At 45.3% G+C, this 17,732-nt stretch carries 16 protein-coding genes; 4 read left to right on the top strand and 12 right to left on the bottom strand.

The genetic code is table 11. The annotated features are described in order from the left end of the window. Positions 1 to 192: 192 nt before the first annotated feature. Positions 193 to 1,212, bottom strand: a complete 1,020-nt coding sequence (gene dusA / locus HUB64_RS13590; RefSeq protein ID WP_254451420.1) for a tRNA dihydrouridine(20/20a) synthase DusA — start codon at positions 1,210 to 1,212, stop codon at positions 193 to 195. 735 nt (positions 1,213 to 1,947) lie between these two features. Between dusA and HUB64_RS13585 the strand changes: the two genes are divergently transcribed. After that, a complete protein-coding gene (locus HUB64_RS13585; RefSeq protein ID WP_105251417.1) occupies positions 1,948 to 2,412 on the top strand; it encodes a chemotaxis protein CheX in 465 nt (154 codons plus the stop codon). A gap of 424 nt (positions 2,413 to 2,836) precedes the next feature. On the opposite strand, the gene alr is transcribed toward HUB64_RS13585, so the two are convergent. Both alr and dnaB read right to left on the bottom strand, forming a co-directional pair. Beyond that, positions 2,837 to 3,913 carry an alanine racemase gene (gene alr / locus HUB64_RS13580; RefSeq protein WP_173497178.1) on the bottom strand — a complete coding sequence of 359 codons (1,077 nt, stop codon included), beginning with the start codon at positions 3,911 to 3,913 and terminating at the stop codon, positions 2,837 to 2,839. Between the two features lie 86 nt (positions 3,914 to 3,999). Further along, positions 4,000 to 5,406, bottom strand: coding sequence for a replicative DNA helicase (gene dnaB, locus HUB64_RS13575; RefSeq protein WP_105251415.1), 1,407 nt, complete (start codon positions 5,404 to 5,406; stop codon positions 4,000 to 4,002). A 125-nt stretch (positions 5,407 to 5,531) separates the two neighbouring features. On the opposite strand from dnaB, the gene HUB64_RS13570 reads away from it, so the two are divergent. Continuing rightward, complete coding sequence (locus HUB64_RS13570; protein ID WP_173246879.1) at positions 5,532 to 7,730, top strand: S46 family peptidase; 2,199 nt, start codon at positions 5,532 to 5,534, stop codon at positions 7,728 to 7,730. A 237-nt stretch (positions 7,731 to 7,967) separates the two neighbouring features. Here HUB64_RS13570 and rplI read toward each other — a convergent pair whose 3' ends face one another. Genes rplI through rpsF form a run of 4 tightly spaced genes read right to left on the bottom strand, consistent with a single transcriptional unit; the run spans position 7,968 to position 9,406 of the window. Further along, entirely contained in the window at positions 7,968 to 8,420 is a 453-nt protein-coding gene (gene rplI / locus HUB64_RS13565) for a 50S ribosomal protein L9 (RefSeq protein ID WP_113939970.1), read from the bottom strand. A gap of 36 nt (positions 8,421 to 8,456) precedes the next feature. Further along, the gene (rpsR, locus tag HUB64_RS13560) at positions 8,457 to 8,684 is read right to left on the bottom strand and encodes a 30S ribosomal protein S18 (RefSeq protein ID WP_169563989.1); all 228 of its coding nucleotides are present in this window, start codon (positions 8,682 to 8,684) and stop codon (positions 8,457 to 8,459) included. Between the two features lie 12 nt (positions 8,685 to 8,696). Next, positions 8,697 to 9,002 (bottom strand): primosomal replication protein N, encoded by a 306-nt coding sequence (gene priB / locus HUB64_RS13555; RefSeq protein WP_105251411.1) that lies wholly within the window; start codon positions 9,000 to 9,002, stop codon positions 8,697 to 8,699. 8 nt (positions 9,003 to 9,010) lie between these two features. After that, entirely contained in the window at positions 9,011 to 9,406 is a 396-nt protein-coding gene (gene rpsF, locus HUB64_RS13550) for a 30S ribosomal protein S6 (RefSeq protein WP_105251410.1), read from the bottom strand. Positions 9,407 to 9,619: 213 nt separating this feature from the next. On the opposite strand from rpsF, the gene HUB64_RS13545 reads away from it, so the two are divergent. Both HUB64_RS13545 and HUB64_RS13540 read left to right on the top strand, forming a co-directional pair. Then, complete coding sequence (locus HUB64_RS13545) at positions 9,620 to 10,363, top strand: YdiY family protein (protein WP_168825486.1); 744 nt, start codon at positions 9,620 to 9,622, stop codon at positions 10,361 to 10,363. A 242-nt stretch (positions 10,364 to 10,605) separates the two neighbouring features. Further along, entirely contained in the window at positions 10,606 to 12,039 is a 1,434-nt protein-coding gene (locus HUB64_RS13540; RefSeq protein WP_173497177.1) for an MFS transporter, read from the top strand. A gap of 127 nt (positions 12,040 to 12,166) precedes the next feature. Here HUB64_RS13540 and rlmB read toward each other — a convergent pair whose 3' ends face one another. From rlmB to HUB64_RS13515, 5 genes are all read right to left on the bottom strand, one after another. After that, a complete protein-coding gene (gene rlmB, locus HUB64_RS13535; protein WP_028759536.1) occupies positions 12,167 to 12,907 on the bottom strand; it encodes a 23S rRNA (guanosine(2251)-2'-O)-methyltransferase RlmB in 741 nt (246 codons plus the stop codon). Then, positions 12,908 to 15,331: a ribonuclease R gene (gene rnr, locus HUB64_RS13530; protein WP_173497176.1), complete on the bottom strand. Its 2,424-nt coding sequence runs from the start codon at positions 15,329 to 15,331 to the stop codon at positions 12,908 to 12,910. 39 nt (positions 15,332 to 15,370) lie between these two features. Continuing rightward, positions 15,371 to 16,027, bottom strand: a complete 657-nt coding sequence (gene motX, locus HUB64_RS13525) for a flagellar protein MotX (RefSeq protein ID WP_113939975.1) — start codon at positions 16,025 to 16,027, stop codon at positions 15,371 to 15,373. Positions 16,028 to 16,139: 112 nt separating this feature from the next. Continuing rightward, entirely contained in the window at positions 16,140 to 17,435 is a 1,296-nt protein-coding gene (locus HUB64_RS13520) for an adenylosuccinate synthase (RefSeq protein ID WP_173497175.1), read from the bottom strand. 72 nt (positions 17,436 to 17,507) lie between these two features. Beyond that, complete coding sequence (locus HUB64_RS13515) at positions 17,508 to 17,696, bottom strand: DUF2065 domain-containing protein (protein ID WP_105251404.1); 189 nt, start codon at positions 17,694 to 17,696, stop codon at positions 17,508 to 17,510. Positions 17,697 to 17,732 lie beyond the last annotated feature (36 nt).

Genomic DNA, 17,732 nt, shown 5'->3' with positions numbered 1-17,732 from the left:
ATTAATTAACTTGACGAAGGGACTATTACAAACTGCGTGCCAACTTATAAAAATATTTTTAAGATTATGATTTTAATCATTTTAAAAAATTTATGTGGACAAAATGAGATATAGGGATGGATTGAAAAATAACAAGTGGTGAAAAATACTACTCAAATTAGTAAATTTCACCATCTTTTAAGTCGAGTGGAATTACTCTACAACTTCAGCCTGAATATTCTGAAAAGCCTGCTTTACCACTTCTATCCCAGCGCCGTTTTTATGGGCATTTTCGCTCAAATAACGGCGCCACGCACGGGCACCCGGTAAGCCTTGGAATAACCCGATCATATGGCGAGTAATATGATTAAGTCGCCCACCCGACTGCAAATGTGCTTCGATATAAGGCAACATAGCCTCAATCACAGCCTCGCGGCTGATCACTGCTTTTTGACTGCCACACAATATTTGATCCACCTGCGCCAGAATATAAGGATTCTGATAAGCCTCGCGCCCCATCATTACTCCATCGAGCTGCACTAAATGAACTTGTGCTTGCTCGAGAGTTGTTACGCCGCCATTAATACCAATATTAAGTGCAGGATAATCACGCTTAAGTTGATACACACGCTCATAATCGAGCGGCGGGATCTCGCGATTCTCTTTTGGGCTTAACCCTTGAAGCCACGCCTTACGCGCATGGATAGTAAAATCCGTACACCCTTTTGCACTGACCACATCAATAAACTGGGTTAAAAACGCATAACTATCTTGTTCATCAATTCCGATACGCGTTTTCACAGTCACAGGAATATCAACGACTTGTTTCATGGCGTCAACACACTCAGCCACTAACTCAGGTTCCGCCATCAAACACGCGCCAAAGCGACCATTCTGCACTCGATCGGAAGGACAACCCACATTGAGGTTAACTTCATCGTAGCCTCGCTCAGCAGCGAGTTTAGCGCAACGAGCCAAATCTAAGGGATTAGAGCCACCTAACTGCAACGCCAAAGGATGTTCTTCTTGGTTATACGCCAAGTAATCACCGCGACCATGCAATATCGCTCCTATTGTCACCATCTCCGTATATAACAAAGCATTAGCCGACATCAAACGTGCAAAATAACGATAATGACGGTCCGTCAAGTCCAACATGGGCGCAATGGAAAAGGTCCTAACGATTGGAATAGCTGATATAACAGGGTTTTTACTCATTTTAGATTGAATCATCACGCTCACATTTTAAGCTGTTTTTACACATTTGTGCATTTGTCTAATTGCCGGGCATCCTGTGAGGTATCCCAAATTATAAGATTGAGCGCTCAAGATGGTGTTCCCAGTAATTGACCTGAAAACACGTACTGAACAACACACTACAAATGCGTCGTTAGGGTGAAGCAAAAAAGTGAGACAGTTTACAGCGAACATCGTACTTTTACAAAGTCAGCTAAGACACTCAAGGCCAAGACGCCTTTTTGATAGCACTCCACAATGCCGAAAATAGCCATATAAAATGGGATTACGTAAGACGCGATGGGATAGAGAGTTGAGTAGCAACGCCTTCTCACAAGTTCAAGTGCAAATAAAAGTCGAGTTACTCCATAAAAAGGCTAAAAAACTTTGCAGCATCGGCACTCATGAGCCACTATGAATGGGGCTAATGCAGCCCATTTTTGTATGTATAAGACGTAAAACAACGCTATTTGACGATAAGTGTCTTCCAAGCAAACTTATAAACCATCATACAAAACGGTCTAAACAATAAAGGGCACGGTTATATGGAGCTTTAGCGGCCTATAACTCAGATAAATGATAAGAATATCTTTAAATTAGCCTCACATTTATAGCTGTCTCATCTAAGCTGATAGAGTGTGATCAAGATTGCTGTCGATAAGCAACTTTTCTAATAGCCTTAAGCAATGCCATTACTCCATGGTTTAGGCTCAAAAGAGGACAAACTTAGGCATGAACGTTAATTTTATTAATCCTTTCCTCCAATCTTTGCTCAATGTCATATCTACGATGGCGAGCATGGATTTGACGCCGGGCAAACCCCAAATCAAAGTAGATAACTTAGCAAAGGGTGATGTATCCGGCCTAATCGGTCTTGTAGGACCCCAAACAAAAGGATCACTGTCGATTACCTTCGAACAAAAGCTTGTTTTGCAGATAATGCAGAATATGCTGGGCGAAAACCCGGGTAAAATTAACGAGGAAGTGACTGACTTAGTAGGCGAAATTACGAATATGGTGACTGGTGGCGCAAAAAATCTTTTGGGTCAAAAAGGTTATGAATTTGAAATGGCCACTCCTATGGTCGTATCAGGAAAAGGCCATACTATTTCCCATAAAGCTAATGGCACTAAGATTATCATGCCATTTACAAGCCCGCATGGTACTGCTTATATTGAAATATGTTTTGAAAACTAATAGCTAAAATGCATCAAGCCAGTCAGCTCAAAATACATTAAATATCCTGTCGCTCTGGATCTTATGTTTCATTCGCTTATTTAAAGCCAGATAACAAAGATCAGAACGGCTGGTTTACCGTAACCTGAATTGAGGTATTTTTATCGTCTATTTTGCCGCCTAACACCAGTTCAGCACAGCTTCATCCTCAGGTCCAAAACATATTGCGTCGCCAACTGTGAACTGCAAACCACTATTTTGTCTATCTCAGCCCTACAGGTTCGACACTTCTCCCGCTAACAAATAACTATAATTCATAGTGTTATTTGCAGTAACCATTCGTGTAGTGGCAATTATTCATCCTGACACTTTACATAAAAGAAAACGGTGTTTAATCACCCTTTTCTTACTAAAAAGTGTCCCAGAATAATTCCATCTGTCAGGGTTAAGCTAAGCAAACAGCAACCCTTGGCGTAAGCTTAGTGACTAATTCGTAAGCGATAGTGCCAATATGTTCAGCGACTTCCTCCACGGGTAATGCCTTACCCCACAGCAATGCACTATCCCCAACTTTATCTTGTGCCCCTTGGCCTAAGTCAACAGTCAACATGTCCATAGAAACACGGCCGACTATGGGTACGCGGCGACCATTGACCCACACGGGTGTGCCTTCCGGTGCATTGCGAGGATAACCATCACCATAACCAATCGCCACTACGCCTAAACGAGTATCTTGCTTCGCGGTCCAGAAACAACCATAGCCCACTGGCTGATTGGCTTTATGATCCCGTACCGCAATCAACTGTGATACCAATTCCATCGCAGGAACTAGCCCGTGATTCGCACCGCAATCACCAGTAACAGGAGATACACCATAGAGTGCGATACCAGGACGGATCCAATCGCCTTGGCTCTGAGGCCAATACAAGGCACCAGCAGAGTTTGCTAAGGTTCTAAATCCGGGCAAGCCTGCCGTTAACGTATTAAAAGCCGCCATCTGTACTGAGGTATAGGTGTTTTCAGGCTCGTCCGCACAGGCAAAATGTGTCATCAAATGGATCGGTTTTGCCACATTGGGACAGGCCATTAACCTTGCGTAAACCGTTGAAAATTGTTCGGGCGTAAAACCTAAACGATGCATGCCTGAATCCACTTTAAGCCAGACAGTGACAGGTTTTGACAACACAGTTTGCTCTAACATCTCAAGCTGAGAACAGTGGTGCACTACAGTGTCAATATCATGCCCGACGAGTAACGGAAGATCGGTGGCACGGAAAAAACCTTCTAGTAACAATAAACGCGCTATCACGCCGCCCGCTCGTAATTCTAAGGCCTCATCCAATCGTGCTAGGCCAAAGCCATCGGCACTAACTAAACAATTAGCGACATTCAATAATCCATGACCATAACCGTTCGCTTTAACGACGGCCATCACACGACTCGCTGGTGCCTGTTGACGCAACGCAGCGAGATTGGTTTGCAGTGCACTACTGCTAATTTCTGCACGGGGAAAAGGGTTCAAAATTTACCTTGTTTACTCAGGAAATAAAAAATACATCAATACAGCTCATCTTCTGCAAACGCAAACTGACTGTTTTTAAACGTCAATTAATCTTCTTCAAACTGCGGCCCAGCATAATTATCGAAACGCGAAAATTGCCCTTGGAAAGTGAGCCGCACCCGACCAATGGGGCCGTTACGTTGCTTACCAATGATGATTTCTGCCGTGCCTTTATCTTGAGAATCGTTGTTATACACTTCATCGCGATAAATAAACATGATGAGATCCGCATCTTGCTCGATAGCGCCTGATTCACGTAAATCCGAGTTAACAGGACGTTTATCGGCCCTTTGTTCGAGCGAGCGGTTAAGCTGCGACAGGGCAATAATCGGGATTTCCAACTCTTTGGCTAATGCTTTCAGCGAGCGTGAAATTTCAGAAATTTCTAAGGTACGGTTATCTTTTAAGGCGGGCACCTGCATTAACTGCAGGTAATCTATCATGATCATAGATAAACCACCGTACTCACGGGCGATACGACGCGCGCGGCTGCGAACTTCTGTCGGGGTTAATCCCGAACCATCATCAATATACATTTTACCTTGTTCGAGCATGATACCCATGGTCGATGAAACCCGCGCCCAATCTTCATCATCGAGTTGACCAGTACGGATTTTGGTTTGATCAACGCGGCCCAAGGAGGCCAGCATACGCATCATAATCTGTTCTGACGGCATCTCGAGACTGAAAATAAGTACGGGTTTATCTTCATTCATTGCGGCCTGTTCGCACAAGTTCATCGCAAAGGTGGTTTTACCCATAGAAGGACGCGCAGCAACGATAATCAAGTCGCCAGACTGGAAACCAGCGGTCATCTTATCCAAATCGTTAAAGCCGCTCGAAACTCCAGTCACACCGTTATGGGGGTTGTTATAAAGCTGCTCAATCTTATCGACGGTTTTTTCCAGAATGGTTTTAATGCCTTCGGGACCTTCATTAGCATTGGTTCGCATCTCGGCGATCTTAAATACTTTACTCTCAGCCAGGTCGAGTAATTCACCCGAGTCCCGACCTTCTGGGTTATAGCCCGCATCGGCAATCTCATGCGCGACGCGGATCATGTCACGAACGACAGCACGTTCACGGACGATTTCAGCGTAAGATAAAATATTACCCGCACTTGGGGTATTTTTCGCAATCTCACCTAAATAGGCAAAACCACCGGCATCTTCTAATTGGTTCTCAACTTCGAGCTGTTCAGAAACAGTGATCAAATCGATCGGTTGCCCTAAATCGACCAATCTGTGCATGGCAGAAAAGATCATCTTATGTGAGCGAGAGTAAAAATCCTCTTTTACGACAGCCTCAGCTACCCTGTCCCACGCTTCGGCATCTAACATCAAGCCGCCTAATACCGATTGTTCAGCCTCAATTGAATGCGGTGGCAGCTTGAGTCCATCAAGCTGCAAATCTCTTGGCTTACTTTTAGGCTTAAAAGCACCTTGTTGTGACATTAACGCTCCCGATTTCCAACAACTTAACAAAATATGATATAAAACCCGCGTCAAGCAAACAGGATGTTTACACTCGCCTGTTATTTCATTCCAACGGACACTCTAACAATCAATAAGGAAAGAACATGCGTATTGCATTGGTTGCGGCCTTAGTACTGACATCCGGCATAGCAACTGCCGACGAAGGACAATGGCAACCTTATCAAATGCCTTCAATTGCAGACAAACTCAGTGAACGCGGAATTGATATTCCGGCAGAAAAACTGGCCGATCTGACAAGTTATCCAATGAACGCTGTGGTTGGGCTGGGCTATTGTACCGCCAGTTTTGTCTCCCCCCAAGGGCTAGTTGTGACAAACCACCATTGTGCCTACAAGGCGATACAATATAACACTAAGCAAGAGCATAACTACCTAGAACAAGGCTTTTTAGCAACATCGATGGACAAGGAACCCTCTGCCGGTCCTAACGAACGTTTATACATCACAGAAGCAGTGACCAATGTCACCGCGCAAATCAATAAAGACCTCAGCCAAGACCCGCTAAGTCGTTACGAAGACATTCAAAATCACAGTAAAGCGCTCATCAAAAGCTGTGAAGCCGATGCTAACTATCGTTGTAATGTGCGCAGTTTCCATAACGGCTTAGAATACTACTTAATCAAGCAATTGATGATCCGCGATGTGCGCTTAGTCTACGCACCACCTGAAAGTGTTGGGGGCTATGGTGGCGATATTGATAACTATGAATATCCACGCCATTCGGGTGATTTTGCCTTCCTACGAGCTTATGTGGGTAAAGATGGCAAACCTGCTGCTTATAGCGACGATAATATTCCTTACCAGCCAAAGAGCTACCTTAAGGTCAATGCCGATGGCGTAAAAGCCGGTGATGGCGTGTTTGTGGCGGGTTACCCAGGCACGACTAGCCGTTACAACCTGACCAGTGAACTTAAATTTGCCAGTGATTGGTTGTACCCAACCCAAGCTAAGCGTTATCAATTACAGATTGATACTATCGAGGCTATGGGACAAAAAGATGCCGATATCGCCATTAAGTACGCAGGTAATATGGCCTCAATGGCCAACCGGATGAAGAAACTCAACGGCCTATTAGCGGGTTTTAAAGCAACGGATATCATTGGCATTAAGCAAAGCCGTGAAGATAATTTTTTAGCTTGGCTTAAACAAAACCCTAAGCTAAATCAAAATCTCATTGCTGAGTTAGAAGTGTTACTCGCCGAGCAACAACAAGCATTCCAAAGTAATTACTACTTTACCAATGCCCAATCTAGCACATTGTTAACCGCAGCAAACAGCCTCTACCGTCTTGCTAAAGAAAAACAAAAGCCCGATGCCGAGCGTGAGCAAGGCTACCAAGAACGTGATATTGCTATGTTAAGCTCACGTCTTAAACGTATCGATTCAAGTTTTGATGTCACTGTTGATAAGACTTTGTGGCTACAGGATTTAAATGCTTACCTTAGCCAATCAAATCGCGTAGCAGCACTCGATGAGATGCTAAATGTGAACACGAAAGATGCCGATCTCGCAGCTAAACTCGATGGTTTGTACTCACTCACTACGCTCACAGACCAAGCTAAGCGCCTTGCGTGGATGAATGCCGATGCTAGCGCTTTCGAAACCAGTGCAGATCCCTTTATTCGTTTAGCCGTAGCACTTTATGACACGAATATGGCACAGGAAAAGTCAGAAAAAATCTTAGACGGCAAGCTGTCTAGTGCTCGCCCTGATTATATGGCGGCCGTGATCGAATACTACAAAGCAAACAACTGGCCAGTCTATCCTGACGCCAACGGTACGCTACGGATCAGCTATGGCATGGTTGATGGTTATCAATCACGTGATGCGCTCTATAAACAGCCGTTTACTCGTCTTGATGGCATAGTCGCAAAACACACAGGCGTTGAGCCCTATAATGCGCCGAAAAAACTCCTCGATGCGATTAGCGAACAACGTTTTGGCGATCATCTGGTGAAGTCGGTTTATCAAGATCCCCGCGGCTGGATTTGCAGACTCTTCTCTTGTTTAGATAAACCAGAAGAATTTAACTCAGTACCTGTTAACTTCTTATCGAGTGTGGATACCACAGGTGGTAACTCCGGCTCACCAGTATTCAACGGAAAAGGTGAGTTAGTGGGCCTTAACTTCGACTCAACCTATGAAGCTATCACTAAAGATTGGTTCTTCAACCCAACCATCACCCGTGCAGTGCACGTGGATATTCGCTATATCCTGTGGATGATGGATGAAGTCGACCATGCCGATAACTTAATCCAAGAATTGGATTTAGTGAGAAATTAATACCTTGAGCTAAATCCGTTGCTCTAAACAAAAAGCCGCTCACTGTTATGCAGTAAGCGGCTTTTATTTGGGCTCGTATTTTAGCAGCGAATACACTTTGGGATGATGAGATTGAATGAGTAGGCGCGTATCACCTATCGCTTAAATCCATCGCAGAGCCGATATCAAAACCTAAATTTCAGCTATAAAAAAACACCGCCGAAGCGGTGTTTCTCTTAAGATTAAAGCAAGGAGTAATTAAGCTTCTGCAACGATAGAAACTTTAACAACAGCTTTAACTTCAGTGTGTAACTGAACTTCAACTTCAAAGTCGCCAGTAGTACGCAGAGCGCCTAATGGTAAACGAACTTCTGATTTAGCCAGCTCAACACCAGCAGCAGTCACTGCATCAGCGATGTCACGGTTGCCAACTGAACCAAACAGTTTGCCTTCATCACCCGCTTTAGAAGCAATAACAACAGCTTCCAGTGCAGTGATTTTCTCAGCACGTAGGTTAGCAGCAGCTAATTCAGCAGCTAATTTAGCTTCTAATTCAGCGCGACGAGCTTCAAATACTTTAACGTTGCTTTCGTTAGCAACAACAGCTTTACCTTGTGGCAAAAGGTAGTTACGAGCGTAACCAGCTTTAACAGTAACTTGGTCACCCAAGTTGCCTAGGTTAGCGATTTTATCAAGCAGAATAACGTTCATTATCAAATCCTCTATATTCGATTAGGAATACTGCAATTACTGATGTAAATCAGTGTATGGCAGTAGAGAAAGATAACGAGCACGCTTGATAGCGCGAGCTAGTTGGCGCTGATATTTAGCACTAGTACCAGTGATACGGCTAGGAACAATCTTGCCGCTTTCAGTGATGTAGTTCTTTAAAGTAACGATATCTTTGTAATCAATTTCTGTAACACCTTCAGCGGTGAAACGGCAGAACTTGCGACGACGGAAATAACGTGCCATGTTGACAGTCTCCTAAGTTTTCAATTCGACATTTTCGGCATGGATGACTAAGCGGTTCTGACCATTACGCCCCTGTTGAAGCGTCATAAAGCCTTGCACTTGTACTTCCACACCTGCTTTCAGATCTTCTGCGACGCTTTCAAAGCGTGGGCCACTCAATATCACTTGAATTTGTACGTAGACGTTGCGGAGCATTTCGGCTTCATAACGCTGCGATTTGTGTTCCAACATAATTACACTGTGTGCAATACCTGCTGGGCTTTTAAAGCGTCTTGAACGAGTTATCGTTCCTGACAACACCAAGTTATTGGTGGTCACAGATTACCTTACTCAGCGATTTCTTCAGCGTGAGCTTCATCATATGAGCGTTCGCCAGCTGGGCCACGACGTGAATCGCGCTCATCTCTAGCTCTAGCCATTGGAGATGCTTCAGTAACGGCAACTTTAGTACGCATTACCATGTTACGCAGAACTGCGTCGTTGAAACGGAAAGCTGTTTCTAGCTCTTCGATCGTCTCTGCTTTAGCTTCAACGTTCATCAGAACGTAGTGAGCTTTATGCAGGTCAAGGATTGGGTAAGCCAGTTGACGACGGCCCCAATCTTCTAAACGGTGGATTGTGCCGTTAGCTTCGGTGATAACACCTGTGTAACGCTCAATCATACCTGGTACTTGTTCACTTTGATCTGGGTGAACCATAAATACGATTTCGTAATGACGCATTTATTGCTCCTTACGGTTATGTAGCCTCGGTATTGGCTCAGTCAAACCAAATGGAGGCAAGGAACGAAAAATAGTGACTGATTTGAGCGCGAGATAGTACAGAAAGCAAGCCAGAAACTCAAGCAATAACTTTGCCTCGCCAATCAATACAGGTATGATGGCGGTTCGCCTACATTCGGACGTCTGAAATCAGCTAACCAAGAATAAAACATAATGCTAAAAGTTATTGCGCCAATCAGTTTGTTTTTCCTTTCATTTCCAGCACTTGCGCTTGTTCCACCTGATTATCAGGAACCGCCCAGCGATTTTACCGCGGAAATCGAAGCCGGCTTGCAACTGAACACAGGCAATACCGAATCCAGCAGTTTTAATGGTCGAACCCAACTGATTTACGATACAAAGCAAACCAAGCAAGAAGCCACACTAAAAGCCTATTTTGCCTCAGAAAAAAGTCAAACAACCTCCGAAAAATATGAGCTACAGTTACAATCGAACTATAAACTGACTAAGGGTTATGTCTTCGGACGTGGTGATTTTACTTGGGATCAATTCGGTAGTTACACGCAAATATCGACTCTTTCGAGTGGTTACGGTTTCAATGCTATCAGTAGTTATAAAACAAAACTCAGTCTCGAGTTCGGCCCAGGTTATCGATATAACTTACCTGCAGAATCGGTAACCATCCCCAGCCCTGATGCCGAAAAAGATGTCATTCTTCGTACCGCTGCCAAATTCTCTCAAAAACTACAGGAATACAGCAGTCTCAATGCCGATCTCACCGCGGAAGTAGGCGAGAACAACAACACCCTCACCTTAGATATGAACTATAAAAATCTGGTGTTCCAAGATTGGGCATTTAAGATCGGTATGAACATCAAATACACTGAAGTGGTACCAGAAGGAAGCCAACCCATGGATACCATCACCACCTTCAACTTGCTTTACACTTTTAGATAACTCCTTTTAAAAAATACGACGAAATACATAGACTAACATGACGCTAATAGCCTACTCGGCTGGCGTCTATGTGAATGCTTCACAAGCATCCCCTTGAGTTGTTCCGACATAATTCAGTGATTTTTTGAGCAGAAATGCGCAATTAATCAAGATTTACCAACAATTTGCAACACAACATAAACACTAACCCCTGATATACTCACTCCTCATTATCAATCTAGTTTGTGTTTTCGGAGTTGTATATGACTAATCCGCTGCGCACTTTCGCCTCTTTATATAGCACCACATTATTAATGGTATTAGCCGGCGGCTTGCTTACCACCTATCTTGGGCTCAGGCTCTCAGTAATGAATGTGCCACAAATATGGATTGGCGGCATGATGTCGGCCTACTATGTTGGCCTAGTGGCAGGCTCTAAGATTGGTCATCGACTTATCGCTCAAGTGGGCCATATCCGCGCCTTTGTCGCCAGTGCAGGCATAGTTGCGGCATCGGCATTAGGCCATGCACTCGTGGATGAGCTAGCGGTTTGGCTGCTCCTCAGACTCGTGGTCGGTATGGGGATGATGTGCCAATACATGGTGTTAGAAAGTTGGCTTAACGAACAAGCTGAAAGTAATCAAAGGGGCACAGTGTTTGCGAGTTATATGATCGTATCTTACTTCGGCTTAATCTTGGGCCAAGGTGCGATCAGTATTTTCCCCGAATTAGGACTAGAGCCACTACTGCTTATCGCAATTTGTTTTTCACTCTGTATCGTACCGATTTCACTCACGCGTCGTCTTCACCCTGCGCCCTTAGTGCCTGCCCCACTCAAAATTGCCTATTACTGGAAAAAAGCGCCACAAGCACTCACGACAATCGCGATTGGTAGCATGATAGTGGGTTCGTTTTATGGTCTCGCTCCCGCCTACGCCAGTAACTTAGGTTTACCACCTGAAAAAGTCGCCACGTATATGACGGCAACGATTTTAGCGGGATTACTGGCACAATGGCCAATGGGAAAATTGTCCGACATTATGTCCCGCAGTCGCCTTATCCGTATCAACTGTATATTGCTCGGTATCTTAGCCTTAGCTATCGCCTTAACCCCCTATCATCCGGTGATTTCACTGGTGATGACTTTCCTATTTGGTATTTTAGGTTTCACTTTCTATCCGCTCGCCACAGCGCTTGCCAACTCTCGAGTAGAGCAAAATGAGCGGGTAGGCTTATCAGCAACAATATTATTAACCTTCGGCTTAGGCGCCAGTATCGGTCCGCTTATCGCATCGACATTAATGCAATGGTTTGGCAATAACATGTTATATGGCTTTATGTCAGCCTGTACCTTAATACTCTTTGTGCGTTTACGTTATGTACATTCACAGCAAAAAGTCGAAACCAATGTCACCCAAGACTACATAATGGCGACGGGCGACTTAGTCTCGTCACCACTGGCGGCAGCGTTGGACCCACGGGTTGATGTTAAATCAATTCAAGAGCATATGACGCCAAGCGCTAACTTAGATGAATCGGAGCATGATTTAGGGGCCGATGGCGTCGATGACGATATTATCGATGATAATGAGGAACAACTCGCCTTTAGTTTCGATATTGAGCAAGCAGAGCCTGAAGCGGCTCAAATAGATGAAACTGATAGCAATCAGGTTAACCTAGACAAAGCGCTGACGTAAAAAAGGCCAATAAAAAACGGATTAACTTTATATCGTTAATCCGCCTTTTTATTACGACCAGTTGTTACTGCAGGTTGTTACTTCAAGCCTGATACTGCATGTGTGAGATCAGGCAAACGTGAGCATATTAGCTACGACGCTGACGCACAGCTTCAAACAAGCAAATACCCGTTGCAACCGATACGTTCAAGCTAGACACACTACCGGCCATAGGGATAGAGATCAGTGAATCGCAAGACTCACGGCTTAATCGGCGTAAGCCTTTGTCTTCCGCTCCCATAGCAATCGCCAATGACCCCTTGAGATCCGCTTGATAAAGCTCGCAATCTGCCTCGCCCGCAGTGCCCACAATCCACACACCTTTATCCTGCAGGTGACGCATAGTGCGCGCAAGATTAGTCACTTGGAATAAAGGCACTGTTTCCGCAGCGCCACATGCCACTTTACTCACAGTCGCAGTTAAGCCAACTGAATTGTCTTTAGGCACGATAATACCTTGCACGCCAGCCGCATCAGCATTACGTAGGCAAGCGCCTAAGTTATGGGGATCCGTCACACCATCCAAGATCAACAGGAATGCTTGCTCAGTGTTAGCAAGCAGCACATCTAAATCTTGCTCATTCAATACTTTCGCCGCTTTAACGCGCGCGACTATGCCTTGATGTTGGCTGCTTTCCGCTTTGTCATCTAAGGCTTTACGAGAAGCGACTTGAATCGTCGTGCCAAAGGCTTTGGCCTGATCGGCCAGCACAGTTAAGCGCTCATCGTCACGACCTTGTAACAGCCACAACTCAATAATGCGCTCAGGGCTGTGTTTTAACAGGGCTTCAACTGCGTGGATCCCAAAAATAATATCTTGTTTTTTCATTTATTTCTTTCTCGTGCTCCGCTTAGCGGCTTTTGGCTTTTTAGCCGGATCTTTTACTGCTGCTTTTTTAGCTTTAGTGCCAGCTTTGGCCTTAGGTTTGGTTTTGCCTGTTTCAGCTTTGGCGCTAGATGCCGCGGTTTTGCCTGCTTTACCTTGCTTAGCGCCTTCACGATTAACGCGCTCACGGGCTGTCATCGGCTTATCACGGCTGGCAGATGCTTTACGTTTACCACCTTTGCCGTCATCACCCAGCATAACCAAATCAATCTGTCTGTCATCTAAGTTGACTGCAGCGACCTTAACCGTCACAGGATCGCCGACTTGATAAACTTGACCTGTGTGCTCACCGATAAGACGTTGACGCATAGGATCGAATTGGTAGTAATCGCTACCAAGACTTGAGATATGCACTAAGCCATCGATAAACAGTTCATTTAAGCGCACAAACAAACCAAAACTGGTCACTGAGGCAATCACAGCTTCAAAGGTATCGCCGACGTGATCTTGCATAAACTCGCACTTGAGCCAATCGCTAACATCGCGAGTCGCTTCATCGGCACGACGTTCTGTGGTCGAACACTCTTCGCCTAATTGGTCGAGCTCATCGAGCTGATAGTGATAGCCACCATCCTGCGTCCACTTCTCAGTGGCTTCGCCTCTTTCCTTCGCCAGTAAATAACGGATCACACGATGTAACACTAAATCCGGATAGCGGCGAATGGGCGAGGTAAAATGCGCATATTCTTCTAAAGCCAAACCGAAGTGACCTTCGTTATCCGGAGTGTAAATTGCCTGACGCATAGAGCGCAGTAACATCACTTGGATAAGTTCAGCATCAGGGCGGTCGGCAATTTGCAACATCACATTCTGATAATCTGACGGCGTTGGCTCAAGTCCGCCAGGCATAGTCAAACCACGCTCAGCAAGGAACTCTTTAAAGTTCGCCAATTTTTGCTCGGATGGCGCTTCATGCACACGATACAAGACTTCGCCTTTGTGTTTCTTCACAAACTTAGCTGCAGAAACGTTGGCTAAAATCATACATTCTTCAATGATTTTATGGGCTTGATTACGGCCACGCGGCACGATTTTATCAATCTTGCGCTGCTCATTGAAAATGAACTGCGTTTCCATGGTTTCAAACGCAATCGCACCACGCTCGGCTCTTTGCTCATCGAGCGCTAAATACAATGACTGTAAACACTGCAAATGCGGGAACAAAGCCTCATGCTCAGGCGCAATGGGGCCGCCTTCTAACATTGCTGCCACTTGGGTATAAGTGAAACGGGCATGGGAATACATCACAGCCGGATAAAACTTATAACCTGATAACTTACCTTTAGCAGATACGGTCATCTCGGCGACCATACATAAACGGTCGACGTGGGGATTAAGCGAACATAGGCCGTTAGAGATTTTCTCCGGCAGCATAGGGATCACTTGCGATGGGAAATACACAGAGTTACCACGGGCACGCGCTTCGGTATCCAAGGCAGAATCGGTACGCACATAATAACTGACGTCGGCAATCGCAACCCATAAACGCCAGCCGCCACCGGCTTTTTTCTCCGCATACACGGCATCGTCAAAATCGCGGGCGTCTTCACCGTCGATAGTCACTAATGGCAGATGACGTAAATCCACACGACCGACTTTATCGGCGTCGGTTACTTCATCGGGAATACGGCGCAGTTTCTTCTCGATCACAGGTGACCAAGTATGGGGTAAGTCATAGTTACGCAGGGCGATTTCGATTTCCATCCCCGGCGCCATTTGCTTACCAAGCACTTCAGTCACTTTACCCGCAGCCTTAACAAAACGACCTGGGCGACGCGTTAATTCAACCACAACCACATCGCCTTGACGGGCGCCGTTGCGATCTTCATTCGCGACTAAGATTTCTTGGGTTATACGCTTATCATCGGCAATGACAAATGCCATACCGCTATCAACATGATAACGGCCAACAATTGCAGCACTGCGCGGCTGGATCAAACGTACCAAACGTGCTTCGCGACGACCACGACGATCTGTGCCTGCTTTTTGCGCCAGCACTTTATCACCGTGGAAATACATCAGCATGTCGCGGTTCGAAATAAATAAGTCATCACCGCCTTCATCGGGTTTGAAAAAGCCGAAGCCTTCTCTGTGTCCGAGCACTGTGCCGGGGATCAGATCCATTTTCTCGGGTAAGCCATAGCTCTGCCCACGGGTGAACACAAGTTCGCCATCGCGTTCCATCGCACGTAGGCGACGGCGCAGGGCCTCAAGTTGTTCTTCCTCTTGGATGTTTAACGCCGCGGCAATGCTGTCACGAGTGATAGGTGATTTTTGAGAACGTAAGTAATCGAGAATATACTCACGGCTTGGGATAGGGTTTTCGTACTTATCCTGTTCACGCTCAAAATGAGGGTCTTTGATCATTCAATATCCAAATAATGTGTCTCTAGATTAAGAGACCACTTAACGGGTTCGCAACTGTTCTTGCTGGGCCCGCGCCACTGCACTGGGGGGCATTTTAGCTGCTAACACCTGCAGTAAAGACAAGGCTTTATTCTTAGTCGCCTCGTCCGCAAATACATCGTTATATAACCAGTGATAGGCCATCTCGTAATCCCTAGGACTACCATAACCTTCACCGAATAAACGAACTAACATCATACGAGCGGATAAACTGCCACTTGCAGCCGCAGGCAGTAAATAATGCACTGCTCTGTCTTTATTGCGGATGACAAATTTCCCACTCTGATAATACTCGGCAAGCTTTAACATCGCTTCTGAGCTACCTTGTTCGGCCGAGTCACGTAACAAAGCAATACCCTTCACAGGGTTAGCCTTCACACACGTTCCATGATTGAGCATTTCGCCCCAAAGGAATTGATATAAAGGCTGTTTTAAGACTTGGGCTCGCGCCTCAATGTCTTGGACTAACTGGCAATCATCACGTTTCACTTTCGCTAAGTATTGATTGCTACGGATCAAATCAAGCAATTGATCTTGACTATAAATATCCACCGCCTGCGTTTCAGCAAAGCACATTGAAGATACTAAAGGCAGTAGCGCAACGAGTGCTGTACGTAGCATAACGACTCTCAATGACAGTAGGATGAATACTTGCATCGGCAGTATAACCTATTTCTTGAGCTTGAGCTGAATTTCTAACCGCAGAATAAAACAGAGAAAGGCATAAAGAAGCAGAGAAAAAGGCCGTGAAACACGGCCTTAACAGATCTTAATTGAACGGATTAACCAAAATCATGGTTTCGTTACGATCAGGACCCGTAGAGATAATGTCGATTGGTGTTTCTAATAACTCTTCAAGACGCTTGATATAATTGATCGCTGCTTGAGGCAGTTGCTCAATTGATGTCGCGCCAAAAGTCGACTCGCTCCAACCCGGCATAGTTTCATAAACCGGCGTAACCAGTTCATAACCTTCAGCGGCCAGCGGAGTGACTTTAGAGATAGTGCCATCAGGATTCTGATAACCGACACAAATCTTCACTTCTTTCAGACCATCAAGTACATCTAACTTAGTCAAGCAGAAGCCGCTAACACTGTTGATTTGAACTGCGCGGCGCATTGCTACAGCATCCAACCAACCTGGACGACGCTTACGACCCGTTGTTGCACCAAACTCATGACCTTTAGTACCTAAATGATCACCGACTTCACATAATAGTTCAGTTGGGAATGGACCTGCACCTACGCGAGTGGTGTAAGCCTTCATGACACCTAAGACATAGTCTAAGTGACGCGGACCAAAACCTGAACCCGTCGCAACACCACCGGCAGTGGTATTTGAAGAGGTTACAAATGGGTATGTTCCGTGGTCAATGTCGAGTAATGTACCTTGAGCGCCTTCGAACAGAATTGGCTCACCGGCTTTACGTGCAGTATCCAATAGTTCAGTCACATCAACACACATGCTCTTCAGATAATCGGCCATAGCCAAAGCATCTGCTAGCGTTTGCTCGTAATCAACCGCTTCGACTTGATAGTACTCTGTCAGCATAAAGTTATGATATTTCATAACTTCTTTCAGCTTTTCAGCAAACAGTTCAGCATTGAACAGGTCGCCTACTCGCAGACCGAGACGAGAGATCTTGTCTTCATACGCAGGTCCAATACCACGGCCAGTTGTACCAATAGCTTTATTACCGCGCGCTTTTTCACGGGCAATATCAAGGGCACAATGGAAGGGAAGGATCAGCGGACACGCTTCAGAGATCAACAGACGTTCCTCAACAGGAACTCCACGATCTTTCAGCATGTTGATCTCTTTCATCAGGGCGTCAGGTGCAAGCACCACACCGTTGCCAATAATGCATTTCACATTATCGCGCAGGATACCCGATGGGATCAGATGAAGAACGGTTTTTTCACCGTCGATAACCAAGGTATGACCAGCATTGTGGCCGCCTTGATAGCGCACTACATATTTTGCCTGTTCTGTTAGAAGGTCGACAATCTTACCTTTTCCTTCGTCACCCCATTGGGTGCCGAGAACAACTACGTTTTTGCCCATTATTTGCTGCAAGGTTGCGGTTAAAAAAGAATTTTAACAGATCTTAGTTAATAAGGGCAAGCAGGCTATTTTTTACGCAAAAATAACCCAAATCACGACTCCAGCAGTGACTAATGCCCCACCAAGTCGCTGGATAACTTGCTGATTTTGATGGGAGAGTTCATTTAAATAACGACGCCATTTATTTGGGAATAATAATGGCCCAAGGCCTTCCAAAACCAACACAAGTGCCACTGCTAGCATAAAAATTTGAAAAGTCATGCTTACCTCAAACTCACTCGCTTAATATAAATTTAT

The sequence above is a fragment of the Shewanella sp. ISTPL2 genome, from assembly GCF_013283205.1.
GTDB lineage: Bacteria > Pseudomonadota > Gammaproteobacteria > Enterobacterales > Shewanellaceae > Shewanella > Shewanella oncorhynchi.
The sequence above is the reverse complement of the archived record's forward strand: the minus strand, read 5'-3'. Positions and strand labels throughout refer to the sequence as shown.